This window comes from Lysinibacillus antri (assembly GCF_003977595.1).
Lineage (GTDB): Bacteria > Bacillota > Bacilli > Bacillales_A > Planococcaceae > Ureibacillus > Ureibacillus antri.
Genome location: NZ_RYYR01000002.1, coordinates 1 through 18,497 on the forward strand (window position 1 = coordinate 1; position 18,497 = coordinate 18,497).

At 35.6% G+C, this 18,497-nt stretch carries 19 protein-coding genes and 1 other annotated feature; of the genes, 6 read left to right on the forward strand and 13 right to left on the reverse strand.

From position 1 onward, the window contains the following. Nucleotides 1-96 precede the first annotated feature (96 nt). From EK386_RS01645 to yhaM, 3 genes are all read right to left on the reverse strand, one after another. A complete protein-coding gene (locus EK386_RS01645) occupies nucleotides 97-429 on the reverse strand; it encodes a zinc ribbon domain-containing protein YjdM (RefSeq protein WP_126657279.1) in 333 nt (110 codons plus the stop codon). A 120-nt stretch (nucleotides 430-549) separates the two neighbouring features. Next, nucleotides 550-1,317, reverse strand: coding sequence for a formate/nitrite transporter family protein (locus EK386_RS01650; RefSeq protein ID WP_126657280.1), 768 nt, complete (start codon nucleotides 1,315-1,317; stop codon nucleotides 550-552). 148 nt (nucleotides 1,318-1,465) lie between these two features. After that, nucleotides 1,466-2,404 carry a 3'-5' exoribonuclease YhaM gene (gene yhaM / locus EK386_RS01655; protein ID WP_126657281.1) on the reverse strand — a complete coding sequence of 313 codons (939 nt, stop codon included), beginning with the start codon at nucleotides 2,402-2,404 and terminating at the stop codon, nucleotides 1,466-1,468. A gap of 202 nt (nucleotides 2,405-2,606) precedes the next feature. Between yhaM and EK386_RS01660 the strand changes: the two genes are divergently transcribed. Next, nucleotides 2,607-2,792: a YhzD family protein gene (locus EK386_RS01660; protein ID WP_126657282.1), complete on the forward strand. Its 186-nt coding sequence runs from the start codon at nucleotides 2,607-2,609 to the stop codon at nucleotides 2,790-2,792. A gap of 27 nt (nucleotides 2,793-2,819) precedes the next feature. Here the strand turns inward: EK386_RS01660 and EK386_RS01665 are convergent, their stop codons facing one another. After that, on the reverse strand, nucleotides 2,820-3,602 hold the full coding sequence (locus EK386_RS01665; protein ID WP_126657283.1) for an enoyl-CoA hydratase: 783 nt from the start codon (nucleotides 3,600-3,602) through the stop codon (nucleotides 2,820-2,822). A 458-nt stretch (nucleotides 3,603-4,060) separates the two neighbouring features. Continuing rightward, nucleotides 4,061-4,310, forward strand: a binding site (T-box leader). Nucleotides 4,311-4,496: 186 nt separating this feature from the next. Here EK386_RS01665 and serA point away from each other — a divergent pair. Beyond that, a complete protein-coding gene (gene serA, locus EK386_RS01670) occupies nucleotides 4,497-6,116 on the forward strand; it encodes a phosphoglycerate dehydrogenase (RefSeq protein ID WP_126657284.1) in 1,620 nt (539 codons plus the stop codon). Between the two features lie 129 nt (nucleotides 6,117-6,245). Beyond that, on the forward strand, nucleotides 6,246-6,935 hold the full coding sequence (locus tag EK386_RS01675) for a TraR/DksA C4-type zinc finger protein (RefSeq protein WP_342774233.1): 690 nt from the start codon (nucleotides 6,246-6,248) through the stop codon (nucleotides 6,933-6,935). 171 nt (nucleotides 6,936-7,106) lie between these two features. On the opposite strand, the gene EK386_RS01680 is transcribed toward EK386_RS01675, so the two are convergent. Further along, the gene (locus tag EK386_RS01680) at nucleotides 7,107-7,895 is read right to left on the reverse strand and encodes an HAD family hydrolase (protein WP_126657285.1); all 789 of its coding nucleotides are present in this window, start codon (nucleotides 7,893-7,895) and stop codon (nucleotides 7,107-7,109) included. A gap of 289 nt (nucleotides 7,896-8,184) precedes the next feature. On the opposite strand from EK386_RS01680, the gene EK386_RS01685 reads away from it, so the two are divergent. Next, on the forward strand, nucleotides 8,185-8,799 hold the full coding sequence (locus tag EK386_RS01685; RefSeq protein ID WP_126657286.1) for a PH domain-containing protein: 615 nt from the start codon (nucleotides 8,185-8,187) through the stop codon (nucleotides 8,797-8,799). Nucleotides 8,800-8,928: 129 nt separating this feature from the next. On the opposite strand, the gene EK386_RS01690 is transcribed toward EK386_RS01685, so the two are convergent. The 3 genes from EK386_RS01690 to EK386_RS01700 form a co-directional block, all read right to left on the reverse strand. Then, nucleotides 8,929-9,186 (reverse strand): DUF3006 domain-containing protein, encoded by a 258-nt coding sequence (locus tag EK386_RS01690; protein ID WP_126657287.1) that lies wholly within the window; start codon nucleotides 9,184-9,186, stop codon nucleotides 8,929-8,931. Beyond that, complete coding sequence (locus EK386_RS01695; RefSeq protein ID WP_126657288.1) at nucleotides 9,173-10,375, reverse strand: MBL fold metallo-hydrolase; 1,203 nt, start codon at nucleotides 10,373-10,375, stop codon at nucleotides 9,173-9,175. The genes EK386_RS01690 and EK386_RS01695 overlap by 14 nt, the downstream gene beginning before the upstream one ends. Nucleotides 10,376-10,570: 195 nt before the next feature. Then, the gene (locus tag EK386_RS01700) at nucleotides 10,571-12,073 is read right to left on the reverse strand and encodes a coproporphyrinogen III oxidase (protein WP_126657289.1); all 1,503 of its coding nucleotides are present in this window, start codon (nucleotides 12,071-12,073) and stop codon (nucleotides 10,571-10,573) included. 217 nt (nucleotides 12,074-12,290) lie between these two features. Here EK386_RS01700 and EK386_RS01705 point away from each other — a divergent pair, with 217 nt between their 5' ends. Then, entirely contained in the window at nucleotides 12,291-12,704 is a 414-nt protein-coding gene (locus tag EK386_RS01705) for a hypothetical protein (RefSeq protein ID WP_126657290.1), read from the forward strand. Here the strand turns inward: EK386_RS01705 and EK386_RS01710 are convergent. Next, nucleotides 12,699-13,043 carry a YlbF/YmcA family competence regulator gene (locus EK386_RS01710; protein ID WP_126657291.1) on the reverse strand — a complete coding sequence of 115 codons (345 nt, stop codon included), beginning with the start codon at nucleotides 13,041-13,043 and terminating at the stop codon, nucleotides 12,699-12,701. The two genes, EK386_RS01705 and EK386_RS01710, sit on opposite strands and share 6 nt — an antisense overlap. 21 nt (nucleotides 13,044-13,064) lie before the next feature. Further along, nucleotides 13,065-14,210 carry a DUF445 domain-containing protein gene (locus EK386_RS01715; RefSeq protein WP_126657292.1) on the reverse strand — a complete coding sequence of 382 codons (1,146 nt, stop codon included), beginning with the start codon at nucleotides 14,208-14,210 and terminating at the stop codon, nucleotides 13,065-13,067. 129 nt (nucleotides 14,211-14,339) lie between these two features. On the opposite strand from EK386_RS01715, the gene EK386_RS01720 reads away from it, so the two are divergent. Then, complete coding sequence (locus EK386_RS01720; RefSeq protein WP_126657293.1) at nucleotides 14,340-14,549, forward strand: YheE family protein; 210 nt, start codon at nucleotides 14,340-14,342, stop codon at nucleotides 14,547-14,549. Nucleotides 14,550-14,604: 55 nt separating this feature from the next. Here EK386_RS01720 and EK386_RS01725 read toward each other — a convergent pair whose 3' ends face one another. From EK386_RS01725 to EK386_RS01735, 3 genes are all read right to left on the reverse strand, one after another. Then, nucleotides 14,605-16,332 (reverse strand): ABC transporter ATP-binding protein, encoded by a 1,728-nt coding sequence (locus EK386_RS01725; RefSeq protein ID WP_126657294.1) that lies wholly within the window; start codon nucleotides 16,330-16,332, stop codon nucleotides 14,605-14,607. After that, nucleotides 16,329-18,074 (reverse strand): ABC transporter ATP-binding protein, encoded by a 1,746-nt coding sequence (locus tag EK386_RS01730; protein WP_126657295.1) that lies wholly within the window; start codon nucleotides 18,072-18,074, stop codon nucleotides 16,329-16,331. Before EK386_RS01730 ends, EK386_RS01725 begins: the two co-directional genes overlap by 4 nt. A 167-nt stretch (nucleotides 18,075-18,241) precedes the next feature. After that, nucleotides 18,242-18,493 (reverse strand): hypothetical protein, encoded by a 252-nt coding sequence (locus EK386_RS01735; RefSeq protein ID WP_126657296.1) that lies wholly within the window; start codon nucleotides 18,491-18,493, stop codon nucleotides 18,242-18,244. Nucleotides 18,494-18,497 lie beyond the last annotated feature (4 nt).

Below are 18,497 nucleotides of genomic sequence, written 5' to 3' on the forward strand. Positions count from 1 at the left end.
TATAAAATAATAGCCTTCAATCCAAAAAAAGCAGTGGATTGAAGGCTATTCGCCGTGCGTGCCGGAAGGTGCGTTATTTTTTATTTCGGGCTTACTTTAGATTTTCTTAACAAACTCTGATTTCAACTTCATCGCACCAAAGCCATCAATCTTACAATCAATATTATGATCGCCCTCGACTAAACGAATATTTTTTACCTTTGTCCCAATCTTTAATGTAGAAGAGCTCCCTTTTACTTTCAAATCTTTGATGACAGAAACTGTATCCCCATCGACTAAAAGATTGCCATTCGCATCTTTTACTACAAGTCCTTCTTCTTCAGTTTGTTGTCCCTCCGCCCATTCATATGCACATTCTGGACAAATATAAAGATCCCCATCTTGGTACGTATATTCTGAATTACATTTCGGACAATTTGGTAAACCCATTTCCAATCTCCTCCAATTATTATATTAAACACCTATATTAGTATAATGGAGGTCTTTATTACTTTTCAATTAAATATAGTGAAATGTACGAGTTGTGAGTATAAACAGATAACAATTATACTATTTTTTATCTACTTGCCCATACCAAAACATAGTACCGATTAAAATCGCTCCACCAATAATGTTTCCAATGGATACGGGAATTAAATTTGCAAAAAACCCGCCTACTGTTACAAGCTCACTATGCGGAATCATCAGGGCTAATGATAAAAGTGTCATATTGGCTACACTATGTTCAAACCCAGCCGTGATAAATGGATAAATACAACAGAAAATCATAACCAATTTCGCTGATTCACTTTTTAGTCTAAAGGAACACCAAGTTGCTAAACAGACCAGTACATTACATAAGATCCCCCGAAATAGCAATTCCCAAAAAGGAGCATTCATCTTGATCGATGCTATTTTGTCAATATAATTTCCAATAGCCCCTTCATGCAATCCTGTCATAAAGTATAAAAACGCACATAATATAGAGCCAATTAAATTCCCTATAAAGCTTGCGATCCAAATTTTCATCGTGTCCATCCATGTTGTTGTCTTTTCCAACATTCCGGCCGTCATAATGAGGTGATTACCCGTAAATAAATCAGCCCCACCCATGATGACCATACTTAAAGCAACACCAAATGAAATCCCTTGAATAATTTTCATATAAGGACTTCCAACAGGATCAAGTAAGCCACCGATTGTAATTAAGATAATAATGCCAAACCCAACAAATATTCCGCCTAACATTGTTAACATGAGATAGCTTATTTTACTTTTGTTTAAAGTTGTTACTCTCGTTATTGCAGCATTCGAGAGTACCTCAAATGTTTCGCGCATATTTTAAACCTTCTTTATGTATATTGGAAAATTTTATAATTCCTTATATGATTATACATTGGTAACGAGTAATAGAATAGATTTCTTTGTGACGCGCTTTACAAACCCCAAAAGAAAAAACACCCCATTGCTAGAGTGTTTAAATAGGTTATTCAAATGTCGGCTTGTAGAAAGATCGGTTATCTAATGCAAAAATTCTTTCTGTAAATTCGCCTTGTTTTGTTTTCGATAATGCTCTTGTTAACATATTCATTTTTGCATCGACATTGTCAATGTAATGAAGAATTTCAGCTTCTTGAATCATTGGTTTTTTCGGACTTCCCCATTCTTCCTTCCCATGATGAGAAAGAACGATATGTTTTAAAACCATTACTTCTTCGCCTTCAATGCCTAATTCTTTTGCAGCCTGACCAATTTCGTCAACCATGATCGTAATATGCCCTAACAAGTTCCCTTCAGTGGTATACGATGTAGCAATTGGTCCTGTTAATTCCTTCACTTTTCCAATATCGTGTAAAATAATACCTGAATATATTAAATCACGGTTTAGTGATGGATAAAGGTCACAAATTGATTTTCCAAGTCGTAGCATTGAAACAACGTGATCTAGTAAACCAGAAGCGTAATCGTGATGATTTTTAGACGCTGCAGGAAAAACCGTTAACTCAGATTGATACTTTTTGATTAGGAATCTAGTAATACGAGAAATATTTGCATTTTTTATTTCAAAGAAGAATTGCATTAATTCATCGTATAGTTCCTCTTTTGGTGTAGACGAAGATGGAAGTAAATCGTTTATTTGAACCCCTTCATCTGCACGTGCTATACGGATTTGTTTTATTCGTAATTGATTTTTCCCACGATAGTCATGAATTTCCCCACCAACGTGTACAATGACTTCAGGACGATACATATTTTCATGTTCATCATTTGTGTCCCAAAGTTTGGCTTCAATATCCCCACTCTTATCTTGTAAGATGAGTGTCATGAAAGGTTTCCCGACTGTCGTAACTCCTTTTGTTGCTTGTTTAATTAATAAAAACTGACTTACTGGTTCACCCGCTTGGAGTTTTGTAATTCCTTTCATAGAGAAAACACTCCTTTGTTTCTTTTGTTACTTTTCTTAAGCTCATAAAACGATACCTATATTGTAACATGCACATACCCTTTTAACGATTGAAAAGATAAATTAAAAGTAATTTGTATCCAGTTTCCGCTACCTTTTAAGCGATTCATTACAAATATTCTTGTATAATGTATTTATCTTCTATTTACAAGGGGGCTTATTTATGGAAAACTATCGATTTACAGCATTCGAAAAAACAGGGGAAATCTTATTTGATGAAGTGTGGAATTTTGAAAACGATGAAGCGGCTAAAATGGAAGGTCAAAAGCAAATAGAGGAAAAAGGGGTAGCCGAAAAAACCCATCGCCTCGTGAACTCTGCAGGAAAGCTATTATTATTTCATGTATAAAGAAAAGAGGTGGCAATTTACGCCACCTCATTTCCCTTTAAATTGCTGTGTTCGTTTCTCAATGAATGCCTTAATACCTTCCAAATGATCTTCCGTTTTTCGCATTCTCTTTTGGGCTTCTGCTTCCATTTTCAAAATATTTTTCAGCTCTGGCAATTTTTGCTCATGCAAAATGGACTTTGTTTCCAGCACTGCCAATATAGGAGATGCTAAAAACTTCCCAACAATTTGATCAACCGTCGAATCGAGCTCACCTTCGACTACTACTTGATCAATTAACCCATGTTTAAGCGCTTCATTCGGATCCATAATATTCCCTTGCCAGATCATTTGTTTTGCTTTTGGTATACCTACTCTTTCCTTCAAAAAGAAATGTCCACCACCATCTGGAACAAGTCCAACTCCGATGAAATTCATCGCAAGCTTACTATTTTCCTCCGCAACCAAAACATCACAACCAAGTGCAATACTAAAGCCTAAGCCAGCAGCAGCTCCTTTAATTTGCGCAATCGTCACCATAGGCAATTGGTATAACGCGAGAACCATTCTAGTTAAATAACTCATAACAATTTCAAAATCTACAGGGTCACCTGATGTCAACATCATTTTTATGTCACCACCAGCCGAGAAAATTTTCCCTTCTCCCTTGATGACTAAAATTTGGACTTCTGGGTTTTCCTTTAAAAACTCAAAACAATCTGCTAACTCTTGCATCATTAATAAATTCATTGTATTTGCAACATCTGGCCTGTTGAAGGTTAACGTTGCGCGACGATCTGCAATATCCACTTTAATTGTTTCATATGCCATAGTAATTCCCCCCACTAGTATGAATAGCGATTCATTCCTTATATCTTTCAACAAATAAATGACATTTCCTTTATTTACTTAAATATTTCCCCTATTCCTTCTCCATTAAACAAATCTCCCTTTCATACGAAATAACATGAATTTTTAGAATTTAAAGATTGGGCTATAAAATACATGAAATATTCGTTTTATTTGCACATAATTCGACACTGCTATTCTATCAATATTTTTCGAAAATCATAAAAATATTCAGATTTCTCAACTTTCTCCCAAAGTTTAAATAAATATTAACTTTTTATTAAAAGTCTAAATTCACGAACTTTAAAGAGAATAAAGCTATACAACGTTCGTGAATTAGGTAAAAATTGAAGCGTTTTCAATACGATAATTAATTTTTTTCCTAAAATCTGTTGACAAAGTGCGAACATAGGAATATGATGTTAACAATTAAATCAACGAAAAATATTATGATGGAGACATGCTAAATCGCAAGAATCTTAAGAGAGCTGATGGTTGGTGCAAATCAGTGTTGTCTACGATTGTAGTTCCACTCCTGAATAGATTGGCGGAAATTTTCCAGTATGCCAAATCCGTGTCGTGCACGTTACGCATTTGCTTTCGAGGTTGTACGAATAATTTTCAAAATATTCGGCAACAAAAAAGGGTGGTACCGCGTAAGAAATGTTAATTTTGCCTTTCGCCCCTTACATCTATGTAGGGAGTGGAAGGCTTTTTATTTTATTTAAAGAAAGGAGTAGACCTTACAACAATTTTTTTCTAACATTCGATTCCTCCTAGTTAACCAAACTAGTGAATAAAAATATAGATATATTCATATCTACACAAAATTATCAAAATACTTAAAATCATTTATTTAAAGGGAGAGTTTTACACATGGTAACAAAATTAGAAACAGCAACTAACGTAATTAATGTATTTATCGCGGATCCACTAAGTGAAGATGGTATTTTCCCTCTTCGTCAAGAAACAAACTTAAACTTAAACGTTATTATTGATACTGGTCTTACTCCAGAACAATTAATTGCCAAAATTGAAGATGTAGATGTGTTACTTGTACGTAGCCAAACGAAAGTAACGCGTGAAATTATTCAAGCTGCGAAAAATTTAAAATTAATCGGTCGTGCTGGTGTTGGTGTAGATAACATCGACCTTAACGCCGCTACAGAACACGGTATTATCGTAGTTAACGCTCCAGATGGTAACACGAACTCTGCTGCTGAACATACAATTGCGATGATGACTTCATTAGCTCGTCATATCCCACAAGCTTATAACGCATTAAAAAATGGTGTATGGGATCGTAAAACGTATGTAGGTGTTGAGCTTAAAAACAAAACTTTAGGTGTTGTTGGTTTCGGTCGTATCGGTGCTGAAGTGGCATACCGCGCAAAAGGTCAACGTATGGAAGTATTAGCATACGACCCATTCTTAACTGAAGAACGTGCAAAAGAACTTGGTGTAACAAAAGCAACTGTTGAAGAAATTTGTGTTGCTGCTGATTTCATTACAGTGCATACACCATTATTACCTGAAACACGTAACTTATTTAACAAAGAAAAATTCGCGATGATGAAAAACGGCGTACGCATCATTAACTGTGCGCGCGGTGGAATCATTAACGAAGATGATTTATATGATGCAATCGTAGAAGGTAAAGTAGCAGGTGCTGCACTTGACGTATTCCTTGAAGAACCAGCAACAGATCATAAATTATTAACATTACCACAAGTAATTGCAACGCCACACTTAGGTGCTTCTACTATTGAAGCGCAAGAATCTGTTGCAGTTGACGTTTCTAACGACATTATTAAATTCTATAAAACTGGTACTGTTACAAACCCAGTAAACATGCCGTCAATTCCAAAAGAGTTACTTGCTCAAGTTGAACCATTCTTTGATTTAGCTGAAAAATTAGGTTCATTCTTATCTCAAGTAACAGAAGAAGCAATTAAAGAAGTAAACGTTTCTTATGCTGGTGAAGTGGCAAACTACGATGTTCGTCCATTAACTTCAAATGCACTTAAAGGTTTACTAAAGAAAAACCACGGCGAAAATGTTAATGACGTAAATGCTCGTTACTTATCTGAACGTATCGGCGTTAAAATTAACGAACATAAAACTACAACTGCAAAAGGTTTCACAAACTTAATTACGGTTGAAATTAAAACAGTTAACGAAGTACACACGGTTGCAGGTACATTATTAAATGGTTTAGGTGCTCGTATCGTAAAAGTAGAAAACTATGTAGTTGACGTTGTTCCACAAGGTCACTTACTATACATCAAAAACACGGACAAACCAGGTGCAATCGGGCGTGTAGCAACTAAGTTAGCTGAAAAAGATATCAATATCGCTACAATGCAAGTTGGACGTGACCAAGTTGGTGGTACTGCCGTGATGATGTTAACAATTGACAACGATGTAACTGCTGAAGATTTAGCGTACGTTGGTCAACTTGAAAATATCGACGAAGTAAAAGCAATTACTCTATAAATTGGTTGAAGGGGGAATCCGAAATATCGGATTTCCTCCTTTTTTAATTGCAGTAAGTTTTCAGAATTGCTCGGGTGCCGGGCACTAATAAATTCCTTTCTTTCGCCCATACTATTTATAAGAAAGGGCGTGGTGGTCATTTTAACCGAAAATCAAAAATCAACTTTAAAAAAGATGCTCCTTGAACAAAAGGAATCATTAGTTCGCGATTCTGATTATGATGAAAAATATTTAGAGCGCGGCAGTTTACGTGATTCTGTTGATGAACTATCCACAGTAGATAATCATCCGGCCGATTTAGGTACTGAATTGTATGAACGTGAAAAAGACATGGCGTTAAAAGTTCATGATGAAGATGAGTTAGCAAAAGTAAATGCAGCTTTAGAAAAAATGGATAACGGTACATATGGAGTTTGTGAAGTATGTCATGAAGATATTCCATATGAGCGTTTAGAGGCGTTACCTTTTACAGCCTTTTGTATTGAACACACTGATGCAAAATCAATTCCAAAAGATCGACCTGTTGAGGAGCAAGTCATACTTCCTCCTGTAGATAATTCATTTTCAGGGCGCGATGACAAAGATGATATTCACGATTATGAAGATACTTTCCAACTAGTTGCAAAATATGGTACATCTGAAACCCCTTCTGATTTTGAAGGCGATTCGGATGACTACGGGGATTTATATGATGATAATGAGGAAATTGCAACAAATGATGAATTTGAATCCTTCCATGTTTCTGAAGTCGATCAACTACAAGGTCAAATTTCAAAGCAAGAAATTGAAGAGGCAAGGAAGTATGATTATTTGGAGTAACTAATTTCCTATAATTGGAATTACTCGCATTTTTTTATGAAATACTCGCGGTTTTAGCTTATTTACTCGCACTTTTTAGAAGAATACTCGCGGATTACAGTAAAATACTCGCACTTCAAACTAAAAAAGAAGGCATCTCCATTTAAATATAGAGATACCTTCTTTAATTGATTATAGAGTTTTCAATAAATTTAAAAACTCTGTAAGTGACGTAACTTCATATGTTGGCGTTACTTGTGTTTCGTTTCTATTGCCTTCACGGTTAATCCATACATTTTTCATATTTACACGAGATGAACCTAAAATATCCGTATTTAAGTTGTCCCCTACCATGATGCCTTCGCTAGCAGTAATGCCTGCTTTGTCCATCATATATTCGAAAATGCTTGCATCTGGCTTTCCTTTTCCAAAGTCACCTGAAATAATAACATGATCAAAATATGGTGCAATTTCTGGTGTAATTTCAAGTTTTAAGTTTTGTAAGCTCGGTGCTCCATTTGTTAGTAATACTAATTTGTACTGGCCTTTTAATGTATCTAGAACCTGGTATGTGTCTTCATAAACGAATGGTGATTTTTTACGTTCTTCTACAAAACGTTCGCCAAGTTCTGCACCGAAAGCTTCATCTTCAATGCCGAACACTTTTAACCCATTTGTCCAAGCATTTTTACGATAGGTTGGTACAATTTCTTTCATTTTTTGGAATGAATCGGTTGGGTCATCGAAAGTTCCCCAAAGTCCTTCAAATGGATTAATTCCAATTAGTACTGTATAATCATATGTTTCATACGATTCATATAATTTACGCGCTTCAACACGAACAGCTTCTTCCAAACTTTCTGGATCGATATCATATTTTGATGCAGCATATTCACATGTTTTTTCGAAGGCTGTTTTGATACTTTTTTTATCCCATAGCAATGTATCGTCTAAATCAAAGATAATCGTTGTAAGTGGCATCTTATTTCTCCTATGTAATGTAATTAAAACTATTTCTATTTTAACATGTTTTCAGAATTATTAGGATACACAATATGCGCATACTATGTAACACTTCTCTGCAAATTGTAGAATTCGCGGAAACCGGGATAAGACTTATCAATAAATATGTGCGACTTCCACTTAATTGCAGTTATATCGCATTTTAAAATTGGGGGTTTTTAGAAAGTAATGAAATATTTTAACGTAGCATATGTTACACTGTTGTAGACGCAACACCTTACCTAGATGAAAGAGAGGAACTTTCAATATGTTAAAGAAATTTGCTGCAGATGCACTTGGATTATCGGATATTGGCAAAGTGATTGACCCTCAAGATTACGATAAAACCGAGTCCGATGATTATGTCTTACATGAAAAGGGAGAGAAAATTTACTTCCTTATCAAAACAAAAGCAGATGAATATTGCTTTACGAATCTTGCATTAATACATGTAGATGGCGATTCTGCTGTAAGTAAAAAACGTACTTTAAAACGTTATGACTATAAATATAATAACATCCGTCACGTATCCCTAGAAACAGCAGGTACGATTGATCTTGATGTTGAAATTAAATTTACAATTGGGGAAACAGCATTAAGTATTGATATTAATAAAAACTTCGCTGAAAAAATTAGAGATTTATATAAAAGTTTAATTACAATCGAACGTATGATGCGTGAAAATGAAAAAAACCGAAACTTTACGTTTGATAGCCTAGACTATGCGACAAGAAGTCTTTCCACATCCGGACATGGCCAAACATCACCAGCCGATTCATTTAAATCCATTGCTGAATTTACGAATCAGTGGCTCAAAGAAAATAGTAAAACATATACAACAGAAGACTTTGGCGATGTATTTGATTTATTTATAAAAAATTAATGCATATAAAAAGAGGATGTCCAGAAGGCGGACATCCTCTTTGCTATATATTGACCAAATTCGACTAGTTATTTGCCATTCCCGTGAAATTATTTGCCAACCATGGGAACTTATTAGCCAATACACCTTTTATAGCGGATTATTATTAGAATTCTTCAATTCATTAAGTAAATTTTGAATCATATTGCTTTTCTTTGATGTATCTTCTGATAACACTTGAATATCATAATCTTCCCCATCGTCATTGATCTGTACAATATCTCCCTCTTTTACTTGCACATGAATTTCTGATTTGTGAATGATTACTTGTTCTACTTCTTCAGGGCGTTTTAAAAAGATTGCGTAATCCCCTTCAAAACGATCTAACGTATATTTATTGGAATTCACTAACGACTTCCCCTTTCGGATCAATTAATTGAGCAGCATCTCCTGAATTTAACCAAATTTGCCGACTCGTCCATTTCATATAATTATTTCCCTCTTTTGCATTCGTACCACTTGTAATATAAAGTGTCTTCCCTGGCTGTATTGTGACATTCGGGAAATTAAATAGTTGATTGCCTTCAACAGAAAGAAGTTGCCATCCCAACATATTTACACTTTCTAAACCTCTATTCATTATCGCTACTACTTCATTTTCAACATCTTTACTTTGGATTATTACATCATTTGTTTGGTTACTATTCCGTTTAGGTATTGAGCTACTAGCACCACTTCCCGTCCACTCTTCGGCAAGCACCTCATAGTTTTTCCCATCAGTTGTGATGACGATTGATCCTGACTCAGCTGTCCCGTAAATTTTACTACCTACTTGCCTCAAGTATTCAATCACTTCAAGATGTGGATGACCATAGGAATTGTTTTGGCCATAACTTAAGATTGTTACTTCTGGCTGTACTGCTTGTAAAAACGGTAAGGAACTGCTCGTATTGGAACCGTGATGACCTGCCTTTAAAATGGTCGCTTGAATGTCTTTTGAGGTTAACATTTGTTCCTCAAGTTCGACGCCTGCATCTCCAGTCAATAGCAAGGAAATATCGTTATATGTAACTTTCAATACAACGGATGCCTCATTGTTATCAGATGCCGTTTCATCTGCACTTATGACAGTAATATTTAGGTCCTCATCTAACGGAACCGTATCTCCAACATGTGCAACAGAAAATGGAATTTTTTTCGTTTGGATAAGGCTCAGCATATCTTCATAAGTTTGGGATGTATGCACTTTCCCAGAATCGATAAAATTATGTACAGGAATCGCGTTTAATACTGGGATTAAGCCCCCTATATGATCAGCATCTGGATGAGTCGCAACGATATAATTTAACTGTTTTACATTTTGTTGTTGTAAATAGGCAACGACTTCTTGTCCAGCTGAACGCGTTCCTCCATCAACGAGCATGGTTTCTCCATTCGGCGTTTGAATAAAAATGGAATCTCCCTGACCAACATCAATAAAATGGATCAGCATGTCTTTTCCGGATGTTTCAATATCTGGAGTTAGTTGTACTGTTTCCTTTTCCGTACAACCCGTAAGAATAAGTGCGATAATTAAAAGATAAAGATACTGTTGCATTCATTGTGTCCTTTACAAATAGAGTAATTTTATTATATTCGAAAAACAGTTTAACTCCAATACTTATAAAAACAAATGCGTCTCTCTCCTAATCAATTAAAAAAGCTATTTCATAAGTCGATAAACGAACTTATGAAATAGCTAGAATTTAGTAAAAGCCTACTCTTCTAACTTTAGAAGTAGCAGGCTTTCATTTTATTTATACAATTCATCTAACATCTTAATTTTCTTCTCAATCGCTTCTTCAAACGTTAGGATGTACGCGGCTGGATCTTTTGGATTATGGAATTGTGTGATTTTCCCTGTTTTCGGGTCCACAAATTTTGTTGATGCACCACAACCGATTCCTAAAATCGTCTGTACTTCTTCCATGATCACGATATTATAGATACTTTCTTCTCCTGGCTTACAGTACCCTACATTTTCTAAGTTCCCTAAAATATTTTTTTGACGGTATAAATAATATGGAACATAACCATTTTCGCGCGTCCAGTTGCTTGCCATATCCATCATTTCAGTTACGGTTTCGCGATCAGCAACTTTATATTTATCTTTATTATGCGTCATTTCCGAAGCTCGTTTAAATGACAATGTATGCACTGTTAATGATTCCGGTTGCATTTTTGCGGATTCGTCGAGTGAATGTTGAAACTCTTCTATGCCTTCATTTGGCAAACCAATGATTAAATCCATATTAATATTGTTCATCCCTGAATTTCGTGACAACCAAAACTTATCAATGGTTTCTTGCACTGTATGATGACGACCGATTGCTTTTAATGTCTCATCTGTATAGCTTTGCGGATTTACAGAAATACGATCGATGCCCCATTTTTTTAGCACCTCGATTTTTTCAGGCGTAATGGTATCCGGGCGACCTGCTTCAACTGTAATTTCTCGAATATTTTCAGGATTTGGGAAGGACTCAAACATCGTTTTATATAACGCATCCATTTCGTCAGCTTCTATAGATGTAGGTGTCCCTCCACCCCAATAAACAGACGTAATATTCATATTGTTTTCTTTCAACCATTTCCCCATTGCGCGGATCTCGATATGTAATCCATCGATAAAGGACTCTACACGACCAGCTTTTCTGTTACTTTGGATCGCATAAGCTGGGAACGTACAATAAGCACATTTTGTTGGGCAGAATGGGACGCCAATGTAGACGGATAACTCATTTCCGATTTCATCTAGATCGGGAATCATCATTAATTGACGTTCTACAATTTCCTTCATTAACGCAATTTTCGAATCCGAAATACGATAATCTTTTTTCAACACTGCGTAAATTTCTTCATCGGTAAAACCTTGTTTACGGTATTTATGATACAGCTTTGTCGGACGTACCCCTGTTAAGATCCCCCAAGTTTGTGTCATCCCTGTATATTGCTCAAGAACGTCTAACATAACATGGGAAAGGGCACGTTTCATACGGATTCCTTGTTCTTTCTCAGTTCCTTCCGTATCATAACTGATGGAATAATTACTTTTATATTGAACACCATCTGCCAATAATTCACAGGCTGTATGAATTGTAAAATCTTCATCTATGGAATGTTGAAAACGAAACGAAAGTTCTGCATCATCAGCAGTCATCACAATTTTCGAGTCTTCAAAAAATAAGTTTGCTATATGATTTAATACACGATTCCAATCTTCTTTAAACACTTCATTTACTTCGATTTTTTTCATCGTAAACTCTCTTTCCTCATAAATTCAATCTTCATATTATAACATACATCCACTATAGCAAATTACGACAAACGATTCCTTTCATTTACCTTCATTATAATAGGTAATATGTGGTGTTATTTTGTTAATATTTTCAATTCTTTCTCGATTTCAACGATAATATCAGATATACTATTATTATTTACAATATTCAAAATATTAAAGGAGGGATTCTAGAATGGTATTTTTTAAGACAGTAAAATCATCTCATCCTAAGACAAATTTAACGTTTCCAACTATTCTCGAAAAGGTCAACATTCAATTTGAAACTATACCTAAAAATAAATGTGACCAACGAACTCTTTATGTAACCATTTCAATAAATTACAATCGGGAAAAGGTCTATTTTGATTTAATTTTCCTACTGGATCGACCGGAAATTTTTGGCGCTATCTCGATTAATGAACAGTACGATAAAGTTCGTTACTTCTTTAAGCAGCAATTTAATCACACATTGTGTTATGAAAACGAACTGTTAATAGCAGAGCAATTTATGAAGACAAAGACCTTTAAGGAGGTTTATTCCGATATTACTTCTCGTAGTAAGAACGAAAAAAGACCACACGACAAGCGTGCGGTCTCACAATTATAAACCATCATATAATGATTGAATCGGTCTTACTAAAATACGATTTACTTCCTCGATGACTTTACTTAAAGCCATTTCTGCCTCTAACATTGCTAAAATTTTAGGACTTGATTGTGCTAATTGCGCAGCCTTCTGAGCGTATACTAGTTCATCTTCTTGTAACTCTTCACCATTCATTTGTTTTTGTTGCAACTTCATTTGGATATCACGGAAATTTGTAAATAGCTTTGTAGCCTCTGCATCAGCACGAACCGCTTCTACTGCATCTTTTAAAGTTTTAAATTCATCTGTCTGACGTAATGTAGCTTCTAACTTATTAATATCGTTGTAAATGTTAATCAAAAGTTTACCCACTCTCATTTTTTAATTTAAAACGTAAACAATTAAACCTTGCACAATCCCAATGACTCCACCTAAAACAGCACCTAAAATCGTAATCATTTTTAATTCTTTATTGGCAATCCCAATTACAATTTCTTCAAGCTTCTCAAGTGGGAATGAATCCACTTGTTCTCGAACCACTTCTTCTAATTTTAGACGATTCAACACGTCTTCTAACTTTTGTTGCGCCTGATCAAATCCCATATCCACTAACTTTGGTAAAACATCCTTTGTGGCGTAGTCAATACCAGAGGGCCAATAATACGTGATTGGTTGATCCAGGCGTGCTTTAATGGCAAGTTCCTTCTTAGCGTAAGATTGTATGTTTGTTAATATCGGTTCAAAATCTACATCCTTTAGATAATTCATCGCTGGTTGTTGTTTAAATTTATCCCACTCTCCAGAAATGATATTCACGAATAAGATTTTTGTGCCTGGTGCGTTCAAAAACTTAATTAATTCTTTTTGGATTTTACCAACAAAGCTTGTGGAATCACCAATAAACATTTGAATCATACCACCAAAAGAACCTTTTGACCCTAAAAAGTCATCCATCATGTTCTTAATTGTCTGTTCACCTTTAGAAGAAAGAAAATATTCTTCTCCTTTATGAAGAACGTACGTAACAACTTCAGGAATTTTTTTATTAATGGATGCATGAACATTGGTAGGCAATAATTCATCAATTGTTTTTGTAGACAGCGTATTCTTAGCCTTTAAAAATTGTGTTTCGATCACTTGGTCTACTTGATTTTCGATAGTCGTTGGTAAATCTTGAAATCCTCCAAGCTTTAACCAATCTAAAATCGTTTTGTCCGTGGTAAAAATCGTCTGCTCCACTTTTGTTTGAGCAAATTGTAAAACTGAAGTTCGAATTTCATTGGTAAATAACTTTTTTTGAAAAACTTCAGGGGTTAATAAATATTTTTTTACCGTCATCCCAATTTGAGTAGCCAGTTCTTCACGACGTTTTGGAATTAACCCGGGAGTAAAGGGCAAACGCCAATTTTTAATGTAAATTGGGTTGTGTGGGCGAAACAACATTTTTATTGCTAAGTAATTCGTAAATCCTCCAATTGCTGCTCCAACAACTGCCATGAATATAATTGTGATTAATGCATTTTCCATAAATTACCTCTCCATCAATTCTAGCTTAATGTATTATAACAAAGGATGCAAACATAAAGAAATATTAGCCTTTCTCCTTTACTTCTAGTACGATTAACCTGTACAGGAAGTTTCAAGGGGGGAAAATTTATGTTACAACACTTTCAATTCAAGCCATTGTATGAAAACAGCCAACTACCTGGATGGTCACTTTCATTTTTTTACAAACAACAACGCTATCATGCGGAATATAAAAAAAATGGTACGATTCATTGGGTAGGAACAAAGCCTGCAGATCAAGAACTTGAAACGATCGAAAAGATGATCCATGAATTAATGCTATTCCATGTGTACGATTAAGTGCCAGGCACCCGTACAATTTAGAAAACTCATAATTGTTTGGGTGCCTAGTAAGCTATACTCCTGATTGTAGACGGTACATCATTTCATATCTGCCACCCAATGAAATTAATTGTTCATGGGTTCCTTGCTCGACAATTTCGCCACGGTGTAACACTAAAATTTGATCTGCATTTTTAATAGTAGATAGACGATGGGCAATGATGAATGTAGTGCGTCCTTCCTTTAAAACATCCATGGCATGCTGGATAATTTCCTCTGTTTCGCTATCTATATTGGACGTTGCTTCATCAAGTACGAGGATGGCTGGGTCAAATGCTAACGCCCGCGCAAAAGAAATTAACTGACGTTGCCCTGATGATAAAGTACTTCCCTTCTCAATCACCGGTTCGTCCAGTCCTTTTTCTAAATTTTTCAATACGCGGTCTCCACCAACTGCTGTAAGAGCCTGTTCCACCATTTCTCGTGTAATGCGCGGATCTTGTAAACTGACATTTGTTTCGATCGTACCCGTAAATAAATATGGATCTTGCAAAACAATCCCCATATGTTCTCGAAAGGCTTGATTCGGAATGGATAAAATATTTTGTCCGTCAATTAGAATACGCCCTTTTTGTGGGTTATAAAAACGAAACAAAAGATTCATAATCGAACTTTTTCCAGAACCCGTATGCCCAACTAAGGCAATCGTCTCCCCTTTCTTCGCAGAAAAATTAATATCTTTGAGAACATAATCCTGCCCATTGTATGCAAAAGACACATTTTCAAAGATTACATTTCCCTCATACCTTGCAATCGTACTTTCACTGACCGTTTCACCTGGCTGATCTAGTAACTCAAATACCCGTGTACCCGCAACGAGAGATCGTTCTAGTTGTGCAAACTGATTGACAATGTTCACTAGAGGGTTAAATAATCTCGTAATATAATCAACAAAAGCATATAATGTTCCAGCTGTGATGAGCTCTGTTGATGTCATCGATTGTGTACCAAAATAGTAAATAAAAAGGGCAAAAATGATTAATCGTAATATTCCTACTAGGTTATAGGAAGTAGCTGAATCTAAAAATAATAGTTTTCGTTGATACTCGTAATGTTCATTATTCATGTCGGCAAATTCATGTTTCATTTGCCCTTCTCGTTTAAATGCTTGAATAATCGTTATGCCTTGGATGGATTCGTTAATCATCGCATTGATATCTGCTATTTTTGTTCGTACCACATTGTTATAACGCGCGGCATATTTGCGGTAACCGATCATCCAAATATAAACGATTGGAATGACGATTAATGAGACAAGCGCCATTTTCACATTTAACAAGAATAGAGCCACATATACACCAAAAATGGAAATAAAACTTGTTGCAAATTGTGACAACACTTGCACATATAAATTGTGAATGGCTTCTGTATCATTTGTAACGCGAGCAACAATTTTTCCAGCCGGTAAATTATCAAAGTATTGAATCGGTAATGTTTGAAGATGAGCAAAAACATCTTGGCGTAATTTTTGAATAATACGATTTGCCCCGATTTGTAAATAGATATACATAAAGTAACGCAATATAGCGGTTAGGATGGCAAGCCCTAAAAAGAGAATTAATAAATTGACAATTGGTTTAAACTCGATTGCTCCAGGTGTCATATAATGGTCAATGATATATTTTGCTATAAAAGGCCCTGCCAAGTCGGTAATTACGGCTACTGTTAGTAATAGTAATCCAATAAAGATTGGTTTTTTAAAAAGCATGGCATATTGATAAAGGCGTTTACTCGTATTCATTCCCCAGACACCTCCTCTAGCTGTTGACGGTCATATTGTTCCTTGTACCATCCACCTGCTTCTAAAAGTTGTGCATGCGTTCCTTGTTCCACAATGATGCCATCATCTAATACAATGATTTGATCTGCATGTTGAATAGCAGATAGACGGTGAGTTGTAATGATGGTTGTTTTTCCCTTACGTACACTACTAATATTTTCGATTATCTTTGCCTCGGTCTTCGCATCAACAGCTGATAAAGAGTCATCCAATAGTAAAATTTCAGGATTTTTAATTAATGCCCGTGCAATCGAAACGCGTTGTTTTTGACCACCAGAAAGCGATACCCCTTTTTCACCAACAAGTGTCTCTAATCCGAATGGCAAGTTCTTCAAATCCTTTTCAAAATAGGCAAGTCGAACTGCATCGTTCAATTCTTCCTCTGTTGCATCCTCTTTTCCAAATAAAATATTTTCCCGTACAGTTCTAGAAAATAGCACATGCTCTTGAGGTACATAACCAATCCACTGTAAAATTTGGTCTTTTGATAGTTTGCCAATATCAATGTTGCCTATTGTAAATCGCCCTTCACCCATTGGATATTCCCTTAATAATTGTTTTACAAAGGTTGTTTTCCCTGAGCCCGTCTTCCCTACAATCCCTAAAGTTTCTCCTTTTTCAAGGTGAAGCGTTATGTTTTGGAGATTTTTCACTTTTGATAATGGATATTGGAATGTAAAATTGTTGAATCCAATCGTAGACGGATTAGAAATTAACTCATTACTAGCTGGTTCTTTCACATCCGGTTCATAATCTAACGTTTCTTGAACGCGGTCTAGTGACGCATTTCCTTGCTGCATGACATTAATGAGCTCTCCAATCGCCATCATCGGCCAAACCGCTAAACCTAAGTAAACCGTAAAGGATACTAATTGCCCAACCGTCATATCACCATTTGAAACAAGATAAGATCCGTAACCAAGCGCAACAACATAACTAACCCCAGTCCCTACCTTCGTAAGCGGACCAAAGATTGCCGTAATTTTTGCCACTTGAATATTTTTTTCATATACTTCTTCACTCATATCACGAAAGCGTTTTTCATCTTTCTTTTCCTGTACATAAGCCCGAATAACGCGAACCCCAGCAACGGATTCCAACACATTATCATTTAACTGCCCGAAAGATTCTTGGGCTTTCATATAGCGTTCATGGACTATTTTTCCAAAGTATTGCATCAATATTGCCATGACTGGAATCGGTAACATGGAAAAGAACGTTAGCTTCCACGAAATTAAAAAACCCATCGCTAAAATGATCGCGCCCATATAAACCGTGGAATCCATTAATGTCATGATGCCAAAGCCAGCAGTTAAAGACACTGCATTTAAATCATTTGTGGCTCTAGCCATTAAATCACCCGTTCGATTTTTTTCATAAAAGGTAGGGGTCATTTTTAAAAATTGGTGCATTAATTTTTTCCGAAAAACACGTTCTAACGTCAATGCCCCTCCAAACAATTGATATTGCCACATAAAATTCATGAAATAGCCAGCAATAATAATAACAACAAACAAAAACATATAGTAGCTAAGAGATTGCGTTGTCATTGTCCCCATCGTGATGTCATCAATTGCTTCACCAAGAATCCAAGGCGGTATAACTTCCACAACATTCGCAATCATTAATAACACTACTGCAATGGTATATCGTTTCCAGTATTGTTTAAAAAACCACTTTAATTTAAATAACACATCAAACATATAGATGCTCCCTCTTTACATAAATTTACTATCCACTATCTGTAGCCTCACTTTTTAATACTTTTCTTATAAAACACGTTGTCATTCAATTCTTCCTTTCCAAAATGATTTGCAAAAAAAGGCAGAACAAAAACGCTAACGCGTCTTTATGTACGACCCAAGCATAATTATTCGCTTGGGTCCTTTTTCGCTTCAAACATTTCACCGTTACAATACGGGCACTCTAATATCACTGGCTCTCCAGGTCTTTTATCTACCATAAATTCTCCGATAATATATGCCGGTACTTCATCAATTTGTTTACATTCCGTGCACACAAAAGGCACCAGCTCGATTGGTTCATTTAATCCAAATGGATCATCACTTTCTAACCAAGCTAGTGGGTCTTCTTGCAGTTCTTCACTTTTTTTCTTTGACATTTCA